Source organism: Ruegeria sp. AL11 (genome assembly GCF_056540865.1).
On the sequence record NZ_JBQFXO010000002.1, the window covers coordinates 258733 to 277883 of the forward strand.

Sequence of the window (19151 nt, forward strand, 5' to 3'; positions counted from 1 at the left end):
AGAGCAACAAATCTAGCAACAAATCTGCGGCATCAAACGCCGCAGATATCAGTCATAGACGCGCTGATCCTCGATCACCAGGCCATCCTTGGGCAAGGACCCGGGGGCCACAACCTCGATCGCGCCTTTCAGCTTCAGCACTTCGGCCACGGATTTCGCATAAGCCATGTCATCGCCACCAGCACTCTCGATCTGGACGGTCATTGTATCCATCTCACCCTGACGGGCTGCGATCACGCGGGCTTTGACGATCTCGGCATGTTTGTCGACCAGCGCGGCCACCTGCTCGGGCCGGACGAACATGCCCTTGATTTTGGTGGTCTGATCGGCACGCCCCATCCATCCCATGATCCGAGCGTTCGTACGACCGCAAGGCGACTGACCCGGCATGATGGCCGACAGGTCGCCGGTCGCAAACCGGATCAGCGGGTAATCCGGGTTGAGAGAGGTCACCACGACCTCACCAACCTCACCGGGCGAAACCGGAGTGCCGGTGCCAGGGGTGACGATTTCTACGATGACGTGTTCGTCCAGAATCATCCCCTCCATCGCGGCGCTCTCATAGGCGATATTGCCCAGATCGGCCGTGGCATAGCATTGCAGACAGGCAATGCCGCGATCCGCATATTCCTGCCGCAACGACGGGAACAGCGCGCCACCACCCACAGCGGCCTTGGAGAAACTCAGCGCAACGCCCATGGCATCGGCCTTGTCCAGAATGACTTTCAGATAGTCCGGCGTGCCCGCATAGGCCGTGCATCCAACGTCGCGGGCGGCGGTCACCTGCAGCTCGGTCTGGCCGGTCCCGGCAGGCAGAACAGCCGCGCCAACCGCGCGAGCGCCGTTTTCAAAGATCATGCCCGCAGGCGTCAGGTGATAGCCAAAGCAATTCTGAACGATGTCGCCCGCGCCAACACCGGCGGCGTTCAGGAAGCGACCCATGCGCCACCAATCGTAGTCGGTGCTGCCCGGCTCATATATCGGGCCGGGGGATTGGAACACATGGTGAAAGTGCCTCGCCGGTTTGACCGTAAAGCCGCCAAAGGGCGAGCGCTCCCCTTGCGCGCGGGTCAGGTCCGACTTGCGCAACACCGGTAGCAAGGGCAGGTCTTCGGCCGTTTTCACCGTATTAGTGTCTGTTTCAGCGAAATGCGCCATAAACCCAGGCGCAGACCGCGCCCGTTCTAGTTGCGCCTGCAGCGCCACCGCCTGATCTGAGGCGCGCTGATCCGCCGAGCGCGTTTCGAGTGCATCGAAATAGGTCATCGCCATATCCTCCATCAGATCACAACCACCGCTTGCGGCGGCGGTACGAGCGCACATCGCGAAAGCTTTTGCGGCCTTCGTCCGACATGCCGAGATAGAATTCCTTCACATCCGGGTTCTCACGCAGTTCGGCAGCAGGGCCGTCCATCACCACGCGCCCGGATTCCAGAATATAGCCGTAATGCGCAAACCTGAGCGCCACGTTGGTGTTCTGCTCGGCCAAAAGGAACGAGACGCCCTCTTTCTCGTTCAGATCTCTTACGATGCCGAAAATCTCTTCGACCAGCTGCGGGGCAAGCCCCATTGAGGGTTCATCCAGCAGGATCGTCTCGGGCCGTGACATTAGCGCGCGGCCCATCGCGACCATCTGCTGTTCCCCGCCCGAGGTATAGCCCGCCTGACTTTTGCGGCGCTCTTTCAGGCGCGGGAAGTAATTGTAAACCAGCTCCAGGTCACTCTGGATCGCGGCATTACCGTCCTTGCGGGTATAGGCCCCGGTCAGCAGGTTTTCCTCGACCGTGAGGTGCTCGAAACAGTGGCGCCCCTCCATCACCTGAATGACGCCTTTTTCCACCAGATCCGCCGGGTCGCTTTCATGCACGCTTTGACCGCGATATTTGATCGAGCCCTTGGTGACCTCGCCCCGTTCGGAATGCAGCAGGTTCGACACTGCCTTGAGCGTCGTGGTTTTGCCCGCGCCATTCCCCCCCAGCAGCGCGGTGATGCCGCCTTTGGGAACCGTCAGGCTGACGCCCTTCAGCACGAGGATCACGTGATTGTAGATCACCTCGATATTGTTGACCTCAAGCAGGGTTTCCGCCTGCACATCCGTGGTTTGGGCCGCATCCAGCATCAGCGCCTATCCTCGTTCGCGTGTTCGGGTCAGGGCGGCAGCAAACCGCCGCCCCGCTTGGTTCAGAGCGCTTTAGTTGCAGCGCGTTTCGATATTGTTTTCAGCCGCATAAGCCGCTGAGTCTTCTGCGATCAGAGCGTTGATGACTTCGGCATCTGTCGGTTTGAAGTCCTGAACCGGGTTCCAGGTTCCGGCTGCTGCATCCCACTGGACCACGCCCACAAGACCGGGGCCGCCATGGTTTTCACAGGAAACCGAGAATTCCGGTCCGAAACCGACCATGCCCAGACCTTCCATCTTGGCATTTGTAATTTCCAACGCCTCCATGCCATCGCGCATCATCGACGCGTCGATCTCGGCCGTGCCGTGCATTTCCTGAGCAGTCTTTACCGCCTCAGCCGCCAACATCGCAGCATAGAGACCGCGGTTATACTGAACCGTACCCAGTTGATCGCCTGCACCTGCGGCTTTACCGGCATCGACGACGTATTTCTGCAGATCGTCATAGACCGGATAGTCCATACCTAGGCCCGTGAAGGTCAGCGCCTTGTAGCCGGTTGCTTTTTCACCCGCGGGCTCGACATCGAATTCAGCACCTGACCACCAGACGCCAATGAAGTTCTCCATCGGGAAGCGAATGTTGGCCGCTTCCTGAACCGCAACTTGGTTCATGACGCCCCAGCCCCACATGATCACAAAATCGGGCTTTTCGCGGCGGATTTGCAGCCACTGCGACTTCTGCTCCTGACCTGGGTGGTCGACAGGCAGCAGAGACAGCTCGTAGCCGTGCTTTTCGGCCAGCGTTTCCAGTGTGCGGATCGGCTCTTTGCCGTAGGCAGAGTTGTGGTAGACCAGCGCGATTTTCTTGCCGCTCAGGTCTCCGCCGTTTTCATCCAGCAGATAGTTGATCGCGCCCGAAGCTCCGTTCCAGTAGTTGGCCGGATAGTTGAACACATGGCTGAACACCTCGCCATTCGCAGCCGAGGTCCGGCCATATCCCATCGTGTGCAGCGGGATGCCATCTGCCGTCACTTTCGGGATCAGCTGATAGGTAATCCCAGTGGAGAGTGGTTGATAGACCAGCGCACCTTCGCCCTTGGTCGATTCATAGCATTCCACACCTTTTTCAGTGTTATAGCCGGTTTCGCATTCGATAACCTTGGCTGGAACACCCCCGATGCCGCCATCGCGTTCATTCAGCAGGGTGAAATAGTCGGCGTAACCGTCAGCAAACGGAATACCGCCTGCCGCGTAGGGACCCGTCCGGTAGCTGAGCGACGGGAACACAAGGTCGGCCATGACCGGGCCTGCGGCCATCACGGCGCCCAGCGCCAGGGTTGCCAGTTTCTTGTTCATCGGGTGTCTCCTCCCTTGATTGATCCGATGGTGGGTTCGGGCGTTTGCACCCGTCTTTTTTGATTGGGCCTGTCCCTAGTGCGGGAATGGCCAGAGTCTGAGTTTCTCCTTGGCGACACGCCACAGCTGCGCCAGCCCATGTGGTTCGAGGATCAGGAACATGATGATCAGCCCGCCTACGATCACGAGGTTCAGGTGCGCCACGATGTCCGTGGGCCAACCCAGCAGGTCTACGCCGATCAGCTTCAGCACGACTGGCAACAGCACAAGGAAAGCAGCCCCCGCAAAGGATCCAAAAATAGACCCTAATCCGCCGATAATGACCATGAAGAGCACGAGGAATGATTTCTGGATGCCAAAGACCTCACCGACTTCGACTGCGCCCAGATAGACCGCAAAGAACAGCGCCCCTGCGATGCCGACGAAGAATGAACTGACGGCAAAGGCGGTCAGTTTGGCCTTGAGGGGGTTCACGCCAATGATCTCGGCAGCGATATCCATGTCGCGGATCGCCATCCAGGTCCGGCCCGTGGTGCCCCGCGTCAGGTTGCGCGCAAGGATGGCGCAGACGGTCAGGAAGATTAGGCAGAACAGATAGGTCGCCCATGCCGGAGCATTCGGGCCGGTGATGATGATGCCAAACACATCCCGTTCCGGCGCGTTGATCTGTCCCGAAGCCGAGTAGTTGTAGAACCATGGCACCCGGTTAAAGAGCCACACCAGGAAGAACTGCGCCGCCAGCGTCGCCACGGCCAGATAGAAACCCTTGATCCTGAGGCTCGGCAAGCCGAACAACACGCCAACAAAGGCCGTGATACCTCCGGCAAGGATCACGTGGATGAACATGCTGACATCCGGGAAAGCAGTCATCAGCTTGTAGCAGGCATAGGCACCCACAGCCATGAACCCCCCGGTGCCCAGCGAGACTTGCCCGCAATAACCCACAAGGATGTTCAGCCCGATCGCCGCGATGGCATAGATCAGAAAGGGCAGCAGCAGCGCGTTGGCCCAATAGTCGTTGATGATGAAGGGAATGATCCCGAACGCCACCGCCAGCACGACATAGTAGCGATACCGGTCAAACTTGATCGGGAAAGTCTGGCTGTCAGCAATGTACGAGGTTTTGAAATCCCCGGCCTCACGATAGAACATGTCTTACTTTCCCCATTCTTCCTGCGCCCGGTTCCGGGCCGCGGCGTCCAATTGGTTTGAGCCCTTGGCGTATCCGCTCGCCTCAGACGCGCGGACCAGTTTCAAATAGGCCAGAACGCCCATGATCAGACCCGCAAAAGCCAGGATTGCCGCGATAGTGAGCTGGCCTTCGGACAGATCGTCCGAGGTGAGGGCGATATACCCAAACGCCCAGAACCCGGCCCATGCGATGACGTTGATGATGGCGATCAGCTTGGTCATCGCTACACCCTCTCGATGATCTTCTCGCCGAACAGGCCCTGAGGACGGAACACGAGGAAGATCAGCGCCAGCACGTAGGCAAACCAGTTCTCTGTCGCGCCGCCCAGCGCAGGTCCTAAGGCGAATTCGAACAGCTTCTCGCCCACGCCGATGATCAGCCCGCCGACAATGGCTCCGGGGATCGAGGTGAAGCCACCCAGCATCAGCACCGGCAGCGCCTTAAGCGCGATCAGCGATAGCGAGAACTGCACGCCCGATTTGGTGCCCCACATGATCCCTGCGACCAGAGCTACGAACCCGGCGACCGACCAGACCATGACCCAGATGAAGTTCAGCGAAATCCCAACCGACAGCGCCGCCTGATGGTCATCTGCAACAGCGCGCATTGCCCTGCCCTGTTTGGTGTACTGGCTGAATGCGACCAGAGCTGCCACCAGAAGCGCCGCGATGATCGTCGCCACGATGTCCAGATTGTCGATGAAGAAGCCGTAGTCGAAGATGTTGTAGGTCGTTTCATCAATCCACAGGTTGATGCCTTGCGGCAGACCTACGTCAAGCGTCTTGATCTCAGACCCCCACATAAGGTCGGCCACGCCCTCAAGGAAGTAAGCCAGACCAATGGTGGCCATGAACAGAATGATCGGCTCTTGTCCGACCAGATGGCGCATGACGAAGCGCTGCACCGCCCAGGCCAGCAATACCATCACCGCCATGGTCAAAAGGATCGCCAAGAGCGCAGGCACGTTCCAGCCAAAGTAGTGGATATGCGTCCCGAAAATCGCATTGATCAGATGGGCAAACGGCACCTGCCCCTTCATGATCCCAACCAGCGTCATCGCCGCAAAAAGCGCCATAACCCCTTGGGCATAATTGAAAATCCCCGAGGCCTTGTAGATCAGCACAAAGCCCAGCGCGACCAGCGCATAAAGCACCCCGGCCATCAGACCGTTGAGGATGACCTCCATCGCAAATACGAGTTGTTCAGGCATTGGTGCCTCCCCAATTTACTACTCCGATGTCAGTCATGGCTGACCCCCAGATAGGCGTCGATGACCTCTTGGTTGTTGCGCACCTCGTCGGGCGTGCCGTCGCCAATTTTCTTGCCGTAATCCATCACGACGACCCGATCGCTTAGATCCATCACCACGCCCATGTCGTGTTCGATCAGAGCGATGGTGGTGCCAAATTCATCATTCACATCGAGGATGAAGCGGCTCATATCCTCTTTCTCTTCGACGTTCATGCCCGCCATGGGTTCATCCAACAGCAGCAGCTTCGGCTCCGCCGCCAGAGCACGCGCAAGCTCCACCCGCTTCTTCAACCCGTAGGGCAGGCGTGACACAGGCGTCTTGCGGATGTGCTGGATCTCAAGGAAGTCAATGATCCTCTCAACCGCCTCACGATTCTCGGTCTCTTCCGCTTCGGCCTTCCCCTTCCACCAAGCCTGCTGAAGGATATTGGTCTTCATAAAGCTCAGGCGTCCGGTCATGACGTTGTCTAGGACGCTCATGCCTTCGAACAGGGCAATGTTCTGGAAGGTCCGCGCAATCCCCTGCTGTGCCACCTCAAACGGCCGCATCGGAGGGCGCTTGGAGCCGTGGAACCAAACCTCCCCCTCCTGCGGGACATAAAACCCCGAGATCACATTCAGCATCGAGGACTTGCCAGCCCCGTTCGGCCCGATAATGGCGCGGATTTCGCCCTCGCGAATATCAAACGAGATATCCTTGATCGCCACCACGCCGCCAAATCGCAGGGTGATGTTTTTCATCTCCATCACCACACCACCGATCTTGCGGCCGTCTTCGGTGACATATCCTTCGGAATTATCCAGCATCAGCCTCTCCCAGACTTACGCAAAAACGGGACGGCGGGCGGGGCGATGACCGCAGGTCGAGCGGCGCTCGAACGGCCCATCATTCCGCCGCAACCTTGTGCTGCGCGACCGACACAACCGGCGCATCAACGATCTCTAGCGTCGCAGAAATCGACCCCTTGCGCCCATCCTCATAGGTCACTTCGGTTGTCGTCGAAACGCTCGAGGACCCGTCATAAAGCGCGGCGATAATGTCTTGGAACTTGTCCTCGACAAAACCGCGCCGCACCTTGCGGGTCCGGGTCATCTCGCCATCATCGGCGTCCAGTTCCTTGTGCAGAACCACAAAGCGATGCACCTGACAACCCGACAGCATCTCATCCGCTGCGACCGACTTGTTTACCTCTTCCACGTGGGCCTTAATTGTCTCTAACACACGCGGATGGCCTGCCAATTCCTGGTAGGATGCGTAAGCCACGTTGTTGCGCTCGGCCCAGTTTCCGACCGCCGTCAGGTCGATATTGATGAAGGCCACGCAGCGATCCTTGCCGTTGCCAAACAGCACGACCTCAAGAATATCGGGATAGAATTTCAGCTTGTTCTCGACATATTTCGGCGCGAACATAGACCCATCGGCCATTTTGCCCACATCCTTTGCGCGGTCGATGATCCGCAAATGGCCCGAGCTTTCCTCGATGAACCCGGCATCCCCTGTCGCAACCCAACCCTCAGCATCCTTGGTGGAGGCCGTCGAGTCCGGGTTGTTGTAGTATTCGACAAACACACCGGGTGAGCGGTAGTGGATCTCGCCCGTATCGTCGATTTTCAACTCGACCGCAGGGGCTGGAACGCCGACCGTATCCGCCCGCACCTCGCCGTCCGGCTGTTGCGTGATAAAGACAGTCGCTTCGGTCTGACCATAGAGCTGTTTGAGGTTGATGCCCAAAGAGCGATAGAAATCAAAGATTTCCGGCCCGATGGCCTCACCCGCGGTATAGCCTACGCGGAACCGTCCGTATCCAAGCGTATCCTTCAACGGGCCGTAAACCAGCATATTGCCCAGCGCGTATTTCAGCTTGTCGCCAAAGCCCACCGGCTTGCCGTCCAGCAACAGACCACCGACCTTCTTGGCATGGGCCATGAAGTGGTGGAACATATTGCGCTTCAGCTTACCCGCATCCTCCATCCGGATCATCACGTTAGTTAGCTGCGTTTCAAAAACACGCGGAGGGGCAAAGAAATAGGTCGGCCCGATCTCACGCAGGTCCGTCATCATTGTGTCGGCGCTTTCGGGGCAGTTCACGCAGAAGCCGCACCAATAGGACTGACCGATCGAGAAGATGAAATCACCCACCCAGGCCATCGGCAGGTAGGACAGAATGTCTTCGTTCCGCGTCAGATGATCGAACTCGGCCGAGTTCTTGGCGCTTTCAATGACATTCCGGTTCGACAGCACAACACCCTTGGGCTTGCCCGTCGTGCCGGAGGTGTAGAGCATAACGCAAGTATCGTCATAAGTGATCGCCGCGGTGCGCTTGTCCAGCTCGGTATCGAACCGCGCGTGCCCAGCGCTGCCTTCGGCCATGATGTCCTCAAGCGCGTTCATCTGAGAGTGGTCATACTTCCGCATCCCGCGCTTGTCGGTATAGAGGATGTGTTTGACCTGATGCAGGTTTTCCTGAATCTCGATGACCTTGTCGACCTGTTCCTGATCACCGCAGACGACAAATTTCGCGCCGCAATGTTCCAGCACATAGGCCATCTCTTCCGCGACCGAGTCCTGATACAGAGGCACCGGAACCGCGCCCACCATCTGAGCAGCCACCATCGACCAGTAATGCGCCGGACGGTTGCGACCGATGACAGCGATGTGGTCGCCTTTCTCAACGCCCAACTCCAGGAACCCAAGCGCGATGGCGCGGATTTCCTTAGCGGCTTCCGCCCAGGTCCAGCATTGCCAGATCCCAAATTCCTTTTCCCGATAAGCCGGGGCATCCCCGAACTCTGTCGCATTGCGATGTAGCAGCGCCGGAAGGGACTGCATCCCTTCAGCGCCCAACTGCGTCTGAGCCAATCTCTTTCTCCTCCCCACCCGACCCCTCCCCGGGTCGGAAATGGCGGGTCCGGGATGGTGCCCGAACGCCAATGCCCCGATTAAGAGCACGGTCACGATCAGCGTCAAGTTTTGCCTGATGTTTTCTCAATTCTTACGAATTGTAACAGAGAAGCGATCAGCCCGTCGGAGGCGTACAACCCATGCTGCCAAAGCTATTTTTAGTCTCGACAATCAGGTCTCGATTGAACCTCACCCGGTGCATGGTTTTCAAAACTGACACGTATCTCATTTGTAACGGAACCAAGAATCGCGTCATATTTCCGCCGATTTTGCATGAGACTTAAGACTGATACAGGAAACCTCGTTTAGGCACGACATGATGGATCTATCAGAGTTGGCGCAGATAGCCGTCTCCAAAATCTCTGGTATTACTGGCAATGCAAATCTGCGTTTTTTTTGGGTTTATGTCCTGTGCGGAATGAGCATCGCGATCATTGCACATCGCGTTAGTGGAGATGACAGAAGGTTCGTTTCCGTCTTCTTTGAGAAAGAGGTTTGGGGGTCCCGATCAGCGCTTATTGACTACGTTCTTCTAGTGGCCAATCCCGTCATCTTTGCGCTCAGCCTCGATTGGATTTCTAAAGCTCTTTGGCAGCTGACTCCTATGACTACCGATTGGATCAGAGGTTTGGGTGCGGATCTGCAGGATGCGGGTGGCTCCATTTGGGTTGCTGTCGCGCTGACCGTAACGCTGTATCTGGTCAACGACTTCATGCGTTGGTGGCTGCACTACCTTCAGCACAAAATTCCAGTGCTATGGGAGTTCCACAAGATTCACCACTCGGCAGAGCACTTGAATTTTGCGACAGCTGAACGGCATCACCCGATTGATGGGCTATTCTTTGCAGTCGGGGTCATAAGCTCGGCAGCAATCGTAAATGGTGTTTTTTTGGGCTTGTTCGGAAGTCATCTGACAGCCTACCAAATCGGTGGAGCCAACATCATTTTCTTTGGATCGAACCTTATCGGAGGGGTTCTACGTCATAGCCCGATCTGGGTTAGCTATGGACCTAAAGTCGAGAAGTGGTTGATTTCACCGGCGATGCATCAGATCCACCATTCGAGCGACCCTAAACACTGGGACAAAAACATGGGTGGCGGACTAGCAATCTGGGATCGGATGGGTGGAACGCTCTACGTTCCTCAGGGCCGAGAAGAGCTTCAGTTTGGCATCGGCCCTGAGACGGAAGACTATCGGACGCTTTACGGCGTTTTCATTGAGCCATTGATCAAAGCGACCCGCATCTTTCAACGCAGTTGAAGGGTTTACGAAGTAAGTTAGCTACTCGTAGCCGCCTTCAAGCTTTTGTCTGCGTCTAAACTACAACCAATCCCGCAGTATCGGAATCAGCGGTACATCCGCCGCTGGCATCGGGTAATTGCGCAGATCATTAGCCCGCACCCATTTCAGCGCCTGACCTTCTTTCGACTGCGGTATCCCCTCCCATTTGCGGCAGGCAAACAGCGGCATGAGCAGGTGGAAATCGTCGTAGCTGTGGCTGGCGAAGGTCAGCGGCGCGAGGCAGGAGGCCCAGGTGTCGATACCAAGTTCCTCGTGCAATTCGCGAATCAGGGCGGCCTCGGGGGTTTCGCCGGGTTCGATCTTGCCACCGGGGAATTCCCACAGACCAGCCATGGATTTGCCCTCGGGACGTTGGGCCAGCAAAACGCGGCCCTCGATGTCGATCAGGGCGACAGCGGATACCAGAACTGTTTTCACGAGCGATAATCCGCGTTGATCTCGATATAGCCGTGGGTCAGGTCGCAGGTCCAAACGGTGGATTGCCCCTCACCCAGCCCAAGATCGACTGCGATAACAAGATCTTGGCCTTTCATATAGGCGGCCGCGTCTTCTTCACGATAGTCGGGGCTGACCCAGCCTTTTTCAGCGACCAGAATATCGCCGAAGGAAATGCTCAGCAGGTCGCGATCTGCTGCGGCTCCGGATTTGCCGATGGCCATGACGACGCGGCCCCAGTTTGGGTCCTCACCTGCGATGGCGGTTTTCACCAGAGGGGAGTTCGCAATCGCTAGCCCATGCACCTTGGCATCTGCGTTCGAGGCGGCTCCGGTCACGCGGATTTCCACGAACTTCGTCGCCCCTTCGCCATCGCGCACAACCTGTTGCGCGAGGTCCAACATCACGGTTTCCAACGCCTCGGCGAAGGCCGCATTGCCGGTGGCATCTACACCCGACGCACCGGTTGCGCACAGCAAAAGGCTGTCCGAGGTCGAGGTATCGCTATCGACGGTGATGCAGTTGAAGGTCCGGTCGGTCTGCGCGCCCAGCATGGATTGCAGCGCTGATTGGTCAACCACAGCGTCGGTGAAGATGTAGACCAGCATCGTCGCCATGTCTGGCGCGATCATGCCCGATCCCTTGGCGATCCCCGCAATAGAGACTGTTTTGCCATCGATCTCGACCTGCGCAGAGGCCCCTTTCGGGAAGGTATCGGTGGTCATGATGGCCCGCGCCGCGTCCTCGATCGCGTGACGGCTGAGGTCGGATTTCAGCGCTTCAAGCTGCGCGACGATGCGATCATGCGGCAGAGGTTCTCCGATCACGCCGGTAGATGAGGTAAAGACCCTCTCAACCGGAACGCCGGTCGCGGTGGCGACCGCTTGCGTCACCTCGACAACCGAGGTCTGGCCGTAATGGCCGGTGAACGCGTTTGCGTTGCCCGAATTCACCAAAATCGCCGCCGGTCCATCGTTGGCGCCGCCGATCTTATCCTGACAGTCCAGCACAGGAGCAGCGCGTGTGGCCGAGCGCGTAAACACCCCAGCCACGGACGTACCGGGATCGAGAACCGCCAACATGACGTCGGTCCGGCCTTTGTAGCGCACCCCCGCCTCAACGGTTGCAAAACGCACACCGTCAATTGCGGGCAGGTCGGGGAAACCGGCAGGGGCCAGTGGCGAAGTTTTGGTGATCGTGGCCACGGGTTTTTACTCCTGAATCAGGTCCAGCTGGCGGATGACTTCAGGACCAACCCCTTCAAGGGCGGTGCGCTCGATCTGAGCCTGTTGGGTCAACTCATCAATATGGGCCTGAATAGCCTCTTGCTGAATGGTCTGGGCCAGTTCATCGCGCACGGCCTCAAGCGCGGGGGCTTCAGATTTGCGCTTGTCGTTCAGGATCACCAGATGCCAACCGAACTGCGTTTGCACCGGGTCTGAGATCTGACCTTTTTCAAGGCCCAGCACGGCGTTTTCAAACTCAGGCACCATCTGGCCCTTGCCGAACCAACCCAGCGCACCGCCATTGGGGCCGGTCGGCCCGGTCGAATGCTCGCGCGCCATCTCGGCAAAGTCGGCACCGTCATCCAATTGCGCCTTAAGCGCCTTGGCTTCGTCCTCGGATTCAACAAGAATATGGCTCGCATCGAACTCGTCTTCGCCTTCAAATTCGGCAAACTGCGCGTCATAGGCCGCTTGTACCGCCTCATCCGTCACAACATCGTTGGTCAAGGCGTTCACAGTCTGCACCGCCAGCAAAGAGCGTGTCTCATTGTCCAGCGTTAGCGCGTTTTGCTGGGTCAGCTCTTCCTGCTGTTGGCCCAGCAATTGCTGTTGGATCAGCTGTTCAAGCACGAAGTCATACAGCACATCGTCCTCGATCTGCTTATATTGCTGCGGCAACGCCGCGACGGTGGCGACAACGTGACCCAGTGTGATCTCGTCCCCGTTGACCGTGGCCAGAACAGTGCCTGCATCTGGCTTGGTTTCGGCGGCCAGCGGCAGCGCCATCACGGCGGTCAAAGCCAGCGATGGCAGAAAAGTGAGGCCTTTGGGCATGGAATCATCCTATTTCTTTGCCGCGACAGGGCGCAGCGTTGACACTTCAGAACCTGCCGCTTACATCGCTTTGAAGCCTTGGACAGGGCCGCCTTTCACCCCCCGTATCTATGGGTTGCGCGCAAGGTGGGCAAGCCTGTCGCAACCAAGACAAGAACAGATCCGCTGGAGTGAACATGCTGGGACTCGGAACGCTCGCCAAAAAGGTGTTCGGAACACCGAACGACCGCAAGATCAAGGCGACCCGCCCCCTGATCGAAAAGATCAACGCGCTGGAACCCGAGTTCGAAAAACTCTCTGACGAGGGTCTGATCGAAAAGACCGCCGAACTGCGCAAACGTGCGCTGGATGGCGAGAGCCTGGATGACCTGCTGCCCGAAGCTTTTGCGAACGTGCGCGAAGGTGCCAAACGCGCACTGGGTCTCCGTGCCTTTGATGTGCAGCTGATGGGCGGCACCTTCCTGCATCAGGGCAATATTTCCGAGATGAAGACGGGTGAGGGCAAGACACTGGTCGCAACCTTCCCCGCTTACCTGAACGCGCTGACCGGCAAAGGCGTACATGTCGTCACGGTCAACGAATACCTGGCCAAACGGGATGCCGAATGGATGGGCAAAGTCTTTGCCGCGTTGGGTATGACCACTGGTGTGATCTGGTCGGGCCAGCAAGATGCCGAGAAGAAAGCCGCTTATGCCTGTGACGTGACCTACGCCACCAACAACGAGCTTGGCTTCGACTATCTGCGCGACAACATGAAGGCCGATATGGCCGATATCTATCAGAAATACCACAATTTCGCGATTGTGGATGAGGTCGACTCGATCCTGATTGATGAGGCGCGGACGCCGCTGATCATCTCGGGGCCGGCGCAGGACCGGTCGGACCTGTACACCGCGATTGATGCGCTGATTCCAAGCCTGAGTGACGATCACTATTCGCTGGACGAAAAATCCCGCAACGTGACCTTCACCGATGAGGGCAACGAGTTTCTGGAACAGCAACTGATCGCCGCGGGCCTGATCCCCGAGGATCATTCTCTGTACGATCCCGAAAGCACCACCGTGGTGCATCACGTCAATCAGGGCCTGCGTGCGCACAAGCTGTTCCAACGCGACAAGGACTACATCGTACGTGACGGCAATGTGGTTCTGATCGACGAATTCACTGGCCGCATGATGCCGGGTCGTCGCTTGTCGGAAGGTCTTCACCAAGCCATTGAGGCGAAAGAGAACGTCCAGATTCAGCCCGAGAACGTGACTCTGGCCAGCGTGACCTTCCAGAACTATTTCCGCCTCTATGACAAGCTGGGCGGCATGACCGGGACCGCGCTGACCGAAGCCGAAGAATTCCAGGAAATCTATGGTTTGGGTGTGGTCGAAGTCCCCACCAACCGTCCGATTGCGCGTCTCGACGAAGACGATCAGGTCTATCGCACCGCGATGGAGAAATACGGCGCGATTATCTCTGAGGCGAAGGAAGCCCAGGAAAAGGGTCAACCGGTTCTGATCGGCACCACCTCAATCGAGAAATCCGAAGTTCTCAGTCAGATGCTGACCAAGGAAAAGATCGAACACAACGTTCTGAACGCACGCCAGCATGAACAAGAGGCCCAGATCGTGGCCGATGCGGGCCGCTACGGTGCGGTTACCATCGCCACCAACATGGCCGGTCGTGGTACTGACATTCAGCTGGGCGGCAATGTCGAGATGAAGGTTCTGCAGGCCCTGGCCGAAAACCCCGAGGCCGACCCGGCTGAACTGCGCGCCGCGGAAGAGGCCAAGCACGCCGAGGAAAAACAAAAGGTTCTGGATGCGGGTGGTTTGTATGTCATGGCCTCGGAACGCCATGAAAGCCGCCGCATCGACAACCAGCTGCGTGGTCGCTCGGGCCGTCAGGGCGATCCCGGTCGCACGGTATTCTACCTCAGCCTCGAAGACGATCTGATGCGCATCTTCGGCTCGGAACGTCTGGACAAGGTGCTGACCACGCTGGGCATGAAAGAGGGCGAAGCCATCGTGCACCCCTGGGTCAACAAATCGCTGGAACGCGCGCAATCCAAGGTCGAAGGCCGCAACTTTGACATGCGCAAGAACGTTCTGAAATTCGACGACGTGATGAACGATCAGCGTAAGGTGATCTTCAGCCAGCGGCGCGAGATTATGTCAGCCGACGACCTGTCCGAGATCGTCTCGGACATGCGCGAACAGGTGATCGACGATCTGATCGACGAATACATGCCACCGAAATCCTATGCAGATCAGTGGGATACCGATGGGCTGCATGAGGCGATCAAAGAAAAGCTGACCATCGATGCCCCGGTTCAGGACTGGGCCGCCGAGGAAGGCGTGGATGACGAACAGGTGCGCGAGCGTCTGGTTAAGGCCGCCGATGAGATGATGGCGCAAAAGGCCGTCGCCTTCGGCCCCGAGAACATGCGCAACATCGAAAAGCAGGTCCTTCTGCAGACCATCGATGGCAAATGGCGCGAGCATCTTCTGACGCTGGAACATCTGCGCTCGGTCGTCGGATTCCGGGGCTACGCCCAGCGCGATCCGCTGAACGAGTATAAGAACGAAAGCTTCCAGCTGTTCGAAGGTATGCTGGACAGTTTGCGCGAAACCGTGACTCAGCAATTGTCTCGCGTGCGCCCGCTGACCGAAGAAGAACAGCGCGAGATGCTGGCGCAGATGGCGGCCCAGCAAGCGCAAGCGCAGCAAGCGGTTGATCAGGCTGCTGGTGCTGCCGAGGCCAAGGCCGAGGCGGTCGCGTCGGGCGATGCACTGCCCGGCTTTGACGAGAACGATCCCTCGACTTGGGGCAATCCCTCGCGCAACGATCAATGCCCCTGTGGCTCGGGCAAGAAATTCAAACACTGCCATGGTAGATTGACCTAACGTCAACAAATATCAGTCACAATCGCTCCGCTTCGCGGCCACAAATTGGCCGCGATTGTTAACGAAAGTGCGACTCGCTCCTTCAACTGGGGAGGGTGTTTTGTTCGTAGTCAGAAATTACGTGACCATGTGCGGCACGGTCGCTTGTGCCCTGGGTATTGGTTACCTGATGCAATATGGTGCGCCTGCGCAGCAGAATGGCGCGCAGGAACCTGTCGCCGTGGCCTCTGTCGCGGATCAGGCCTCGGTCATTGCCGGGCTTGAGCGTATCGTGCAAACCTCTTCCTCTGACGAGACCCCCTCGCAACCGATTGAGCGCCCTGCGCCGAAGGCAGCTCAAAAGCACACCAACTGCAGCATCAGCGCGCGTGCCACCGCCCAAATGGGCGCCAATGCACGGCTGCGGATCAAGGCCCCCTGCCGCAGCAACGAACGTGTTGAAATTCACCACAGCGGTCTAACGCTGACACAGCAAACCGACGAAAACGGTGCCTTGGACCTGACCATTCCGGCCCTGTCCGAATACGCCATTTTCCTGATCTCATTCGAGGATCAGACCGGCACGGTCGCCACCACTCACATCATGGACATTGACCAATTCGACCGGGTCGCATTGCAATGGCAGGGTCAGACCGATCTGCAAATCCACGCCTTGGAGTTTGGTGCTAGCTATGGTGAGCAGGGGCATATCTCGGCCAATAGCGCATCGCAGGGCGCGGGTTCCGTGGTCCACCTGGGAAGTGCGAGCTTCAATGATGGACAGAATATCCAGATTTACTCGTTCCCGGCTGCGCGTTCGGAACAATCCGGCTCGGTCGCTTTGACGGTTGAAACCGAAGTGACTGAGGCCAATTGTGGCCGCGATCTGAACGTCCAGTCGTTGGAACTGCGCAGTGATCGCCGGCTGCGGTCGCGCGATCTGATCCTGACGATGCCGATGTGTACCGAAGTCGGTGAGTTTCTGGTGTTGAATAATCTGTTTCAAGACCTGACAATCGCGGCAAATTAAACCGCAGGCAGGCTCGACCTTCTCATGACACTTTTTCGTGCGGCGCTGGCCGTACTGTTTTCTGTTTCGCTGGCTGTTTCAGCCGCAGCGCAGGATATTGTTCTGACATCGCATGATGGCAAGATCGAAGTCTCCGGCACCCTGCTGGGCTTTGACGGTGAATTCTACCGGGTCGACACCCAGTTCGGAGAACTGACAGTCGATGGCTCTGGCGTCACATGCGACGGCCCGGCCTGCCCCAGCCTGACCGATTTCGTGGCCGAGGTCCGGTTCTCAGGATCATCCGTCATGGCCGAGACGGTCCTGCCTGCCCTGATCATCGGCTTCGCCCGGCAAGAGGGTCTGACAGCAACCCCATCGCGCGTGGATGAACGCAGCTTTGCCTATGAACTGCGCCAGCCAGACCGCACGGCCCCTCTCGCCCGCCTGTTCTTTCGCGTTGGAACGACGGATCAGGGGTTTGCCGACCTCATGAACAACGACGCCGATATCGTGATGACGCAACGCGAAATCCGGGATGAGGAACGCAGCGCGGCCGAGGCCGCAGGTCTGGGAGACCTGACCCACCCCCGCCGCGCGCGGATTGTGGCTCTGGATGCGATCGTGCCGGTGGTTGCGCCAGAGAACACCGTTCAGCAGATTTCACCCGCGGATCTGGTCCGTGTTCTGTCGGGCGAGATCAACAATTGGACAGATCTGGAAGGGCCGGACGCTCCGATTGCCCTTCACATGCCAGACGCCGGGTCAGGCTTGTCCCAGGATGTCGAGGATCAGCTGTTGCGCCCCGCTCAGGTTAAGCTATCCGAAGGCGTTCTCCGCCACCAGCGCAATCGCGATCTTGTCCAAGCAGTGGTCAACGACCCATTCGCGATCGGCATCACGACGCAAGCGGTCTCGGGCCCGACCCGCGCGCTGCCTTTGACCGGAGGTTGCGGACATGCGCTTGCGGCGACTCGACAGTCTATCAAGACCGAAGATTACCCGCTGACTTCTCCGATGTTCCTTTACCTGCCACAACGCCGCATGCCACGGATCGCACGCCAGTTTCTGGCATATACCCGTTCAGCCGACGCACAGATGGCCATACGGAAAGCCGGGTATGTGGATCAGGCGAACGAGAACCTGCCCGTTGGGCTACAAGGGGATCGTCTTGCCAATGCCATCGTTTCTGGTGGGGCCGAGGTCGGGCTGGAAGAGCTTCAACACATGGTCGAAACTTTGCGGCCATTGTCTAGATTGTCGATCTCTTTCCGGTTCGAGCCGGGAAGCTCTCGCCCAGATGCACAATCGCGGTCCAACATTCTGCAATTGGCGCAGGCGCTTGAATCCGGCAGTTTGACCCCTCGCAAGCTTGTATTCGCTGGATTCAGTGACGGGGATGGAGGCGCAAGCGCCAATGCACGGATCGCCCATCGCAGGGCACAAACGGTGCGCAATGCGGTTCTGGCCGCTATTGAGACCGAAATCCCTGATAGTATCGAGATCACAACCGAAGGTTTCGGAGAAGCGATGCCGATGGCCTGCGACGACACTGAGTGGGGCCGAAAAACAAACCGCCGGGTTGAGGTTTGGGTGAACTAGAGAGTGACGATGTCGGACAGAAACTCGGACGAAACCGCCTCTGCAAGCAATGAGGGTTCCGCCAGCCGCGCGGAGACCATGTATGATCTCTAGATACGCGACGCTTTTTCCGGCGAGACGCAAAAAAGTGTAAGACCCTGTGACGCATTTGGCTAGAGGCAACATGGGCGAAAGCGAGAAACTGTCCTCATCGATATGAATCGGACAACCTGGAACTCTCAAACCAGATAGCAATTTCAGTCGATAGGGCAATCGACAAGAAACACGAGTCTTCCCGTCACAGATACCCCTCTGACCGAAAGCTCAGCTCGGTTGATTTTCCGATAATCAGATGGTCGTGCAGCGTCAGCCCCAAGGCCGTGCAGGCATTCTGTATGCGGTTTGTCATGTCGATATCCGATTGCGACGGCGTCGGGTCGCCGGAGGGATGGTTATGCACCAAAATCAGGGCCGAAGCGTTTAACTCCAAGGCCCGTTTCGCCACCTCGCGCGGGTAAACCGGGACATGATCGACGGTGCCCTTCGCCTGCTCTTCATCCGCGATCATCACGTTCTTGCGGTCAAGGTAGAACACGCGAAACTGCTCAATCTCTCGATGCGCCATCGTTGTGTGGCAATAATCCAGCAAAGCATCCCAGCCTGAGATCACGTGGCGCTGCATCACCCGCGCGCGGGCCATACGATGGGCACAGGCCTCTAGGATTTTCAGATCGGTGATGACCGTTTCCCCAACGCCGTTGATTTGACGCAACCGCTCCTCTGGCGCAGTCAATACGCGGTTGAAGTCCCCGAACGTATCCATCAGCAGGCGGGCCAGAGGTTTCACATCCTGACGCGGGATGGACCGGAACAGCACCAGTTCCAGCAACTCATAATCCGGCATAGCGCCTGAGCCGCCAGACATGAAACGTTCGCGCAGCCGCTTGCGATGGTCTTTGATGTAGGAGGGTAACCGACCCGTCGGCAGCGGCTGCGCTGGCGCTTCGTCCGTGTCGAAAAGCATTGGGGCTTCGGCAAAGGCGTCCTGTGTCATGGGCCTCACCTTGGCG

At 58.0% G+C, this 19151-nt stretch carries 16 protein-coding genes; 4 read left to right on the forward strand and 12 right to left on the reverse strand.

The window, feature by feature from the left end; all coding sequences use genetic code 11:
* Positions 1-48: 48 nt before the first annotated feature.
* From ACR0IP_RS04995 to ACR0IP_RS05030, 8 genes are all read right to left on the reverse strand, one after another.
* A complete protein-coding gene (locus ACR0IP_RS04995; protein ID WP_480524320.1) occupies positions 49-1266 on the reverse strand; it encodes a phenylacetate--CoA ligase family protein in 1218 nt (405 codons plus the stop codon).
* A 19-nt stretch (positions 1267-1285) separates the two neighbouring features.
* Positions 1286-2119 (reverse strand): ABC transporter ATP-binding protein, encoded by an 834-nt coding sequence (locus ACR0IP_RS05000; protein ID WP_170380267.1) that lies wholly within the window; start codon positions 2117-2119, stop codon positions 1286-1288.
* Between the two features lie 72 nt (positions 2120-2191).
* Positions 2192-3475, reverse strand: coding sequence for an ABC transporter substrate-binding protein (locus ACR0IP_RS05005; protein ID WP_170380266.1), 1284 nt, complete (start codon positions 3473-3475; stop codon positions 2192-2194).
* Between the two features lie 75 nt (positions 3476-3550).
* A complete protein-coding gene (locus ACR0IP_RS05010) occupies positions 3551-4627 on the reverse strand; it encodes a branched-chain amino acid ABC transporter permease (protein ID WP_170380265.1) in 1077 nt (358 codons plus the stop codon).
* A 3-nt stretch (positions 4628-4630) separates the two neighbouring features.
* Complete coding sequence (locus ACR0IP_RS05015) at positions 4631-4888, reverse strand: hypothetical protein (RefSeq protein ID WP_170380264.1); 258 nt, start codon at positions 4886-4888, stop codon at positions 4631-4633.
* A gap of 2 nt (positions 4889-4890) precedes the next feature.
* The gene (locus tag ACR0IP_RS05020) at positions 4891-5877 is read right to left on the reverse strand and encodes a branched-chain amino acid ABC transporter permease (RefSeq protein ID WP_170462900.1); all 987 of its coding nucleotides are present in this window, start codon (positions 5875-5877) and stop codon (positions 4891-4893) included.
* A 29-nt stretch (positions 5878-5906) separates the two neighbouring features.
* The gene (locus tag ACR0IP_RS05025; RefSeq protein ID WP_170380262.1) at positions 5907-6725 is read right to left on the reverse strand and encodes an ABC transporter ATP-binding protein; all 819 of its coding nucleotides are present in this window, start codon (positions 6723-6725) and stop codon (positions 5907-5909) included.
* A 79-nt stretch (positions 6726-6804) separates the two neighbouring features.
* Entirely contained in the window at positions 6805-8748 is a 1944-nt protein-coding gene (locus ACR0IP_RS05030; protein ID WP_480524322.1) for an AMP-binding protein, read from the reverse strand.
* Positions 8749-9154: 406 nt separating this feature from the next.
* Between ACR0IP_RS05030 and ACR0IP_RS05035 the strand changes: the two genes are divergently transcribed.
* Positions 9155-10081: a sterol desaturase family protein gene (locus tag ACR0IP_RS05035; RefSeq protein ID WP_480524167.1), complete on the forward strand. Its 927-nt coding sequence runs from the start codon at positions 9155-9157 to the stop codon at positions 10079-10081.
* Between the two features lie 60 nt (positions 10082-10141).
* Here the strand turns inward: ACR0IP_RS05035 and mutT are convergent, their stop codons facing one another.
* The 3 genes from mutT to ACR0IP_RS05050 are packed head-to-tail and all read right to left on the reverse strand — an operon-like array spanning position 10142 to position 12618.
* Complete coding sequence (mutT, locus tag ACR0IP_RS05040; protein ID WP_170334201.1) at positions 10142-10540, reverse strand: 8-oxo-dGTP diphosphatase MutT; 399 nt, start codon at positions 10538-10540, stop codon at positions 10142-10144.
* Positions 10537-11763, reverse strand: a complete 1227-nt coding sequence (gene argJ / locus ACR0IP_RS05045; RefSeq protein WP_480524169.1) for a bifunctional glutamate N-acetyltransferase/amino-acid acetyltransferase ArgJ — start codon at positions 11761-11763, stop codon at positions 10537-10539. Before argJ ends, mutT begins: the two co-directional genes overlap by 4 nt.
* 6 nt (positions 11764-11769) lie before the next feature.
* The gene (locus tag ACR0IP_RS05050) at positions 11770-12618 is read right to left on the reverse strand and encodes a peptidylprolyl isomerase (RefSeq protein ID WP_480524171.1); all 849 of its coding nucleotides are present in this window, start codon (positions 12616-12618) and stop codon (positions 11770-11772) included.
* A 176-nt stretch (positions 12619-12794) separates the two neighbouring features.
* Between ACR0IP_RS05050 and secA the strand changes: the two genes are divergently transcribed.
* From secA to ACR0IP_RS05065, 3 genes are all read left to right on the forward strand, one after another.
* Positions 12795-15512 carry a preprotein translocase subunit SecA gene (secA, locus tag ACR0IP_RS05055; protein WP_480524173.1) on the forward strand — a complete coding sequence of 906 codons (2718 nt, stop codon included), beginning with the start codon at positions 12795-12797 and terminating at the stop codon, positions 15510-15512.
* Between the two features lie 100 nt (positions 15513-15612).
* Positions 15613-16521 carry a hypothetical protein gene (locus ACR0IP_RS05060; protein WP_170550697.1) on the forward strand — a complete coding sequence of 303 codons (909 nt, stop codon included), beginning with the start codon at positions 15613-15615 and terminating at the stop codon, positions 16519-16521.
* Between the two features lie 24 nt (positions 16522-16545).
* Positions 16546-18102: a phosphate ABC transporter substrate-binding/OmpA family protein gene (locus ACR0IP_RS05065; RefSeq protein WP_480524175.1), complete on the forward strand. Its 1557-nt coding sequence runs from the start codon at positions 16546-16548 to the stop codon at positions 18100-18102.
* 277 nt (positions 18103-18379) lie between these two features.
* On the opposite strand, the gene radC is transcribed toward ACR0IP_RS05065, so the two are convergent.
* On the reverse strand, positions 18380-19135 hold the full coding sequence (gene radC / locus ACR0IP_RS05070) for a RadC family protein (RefSeq protein WP_170689507.1): 756 nt from the start codon (positions 19133-19135) through the stop codon (positions 18380-18382).
* Positions 19136-19151: the final 16 nt, after the last annotated feature.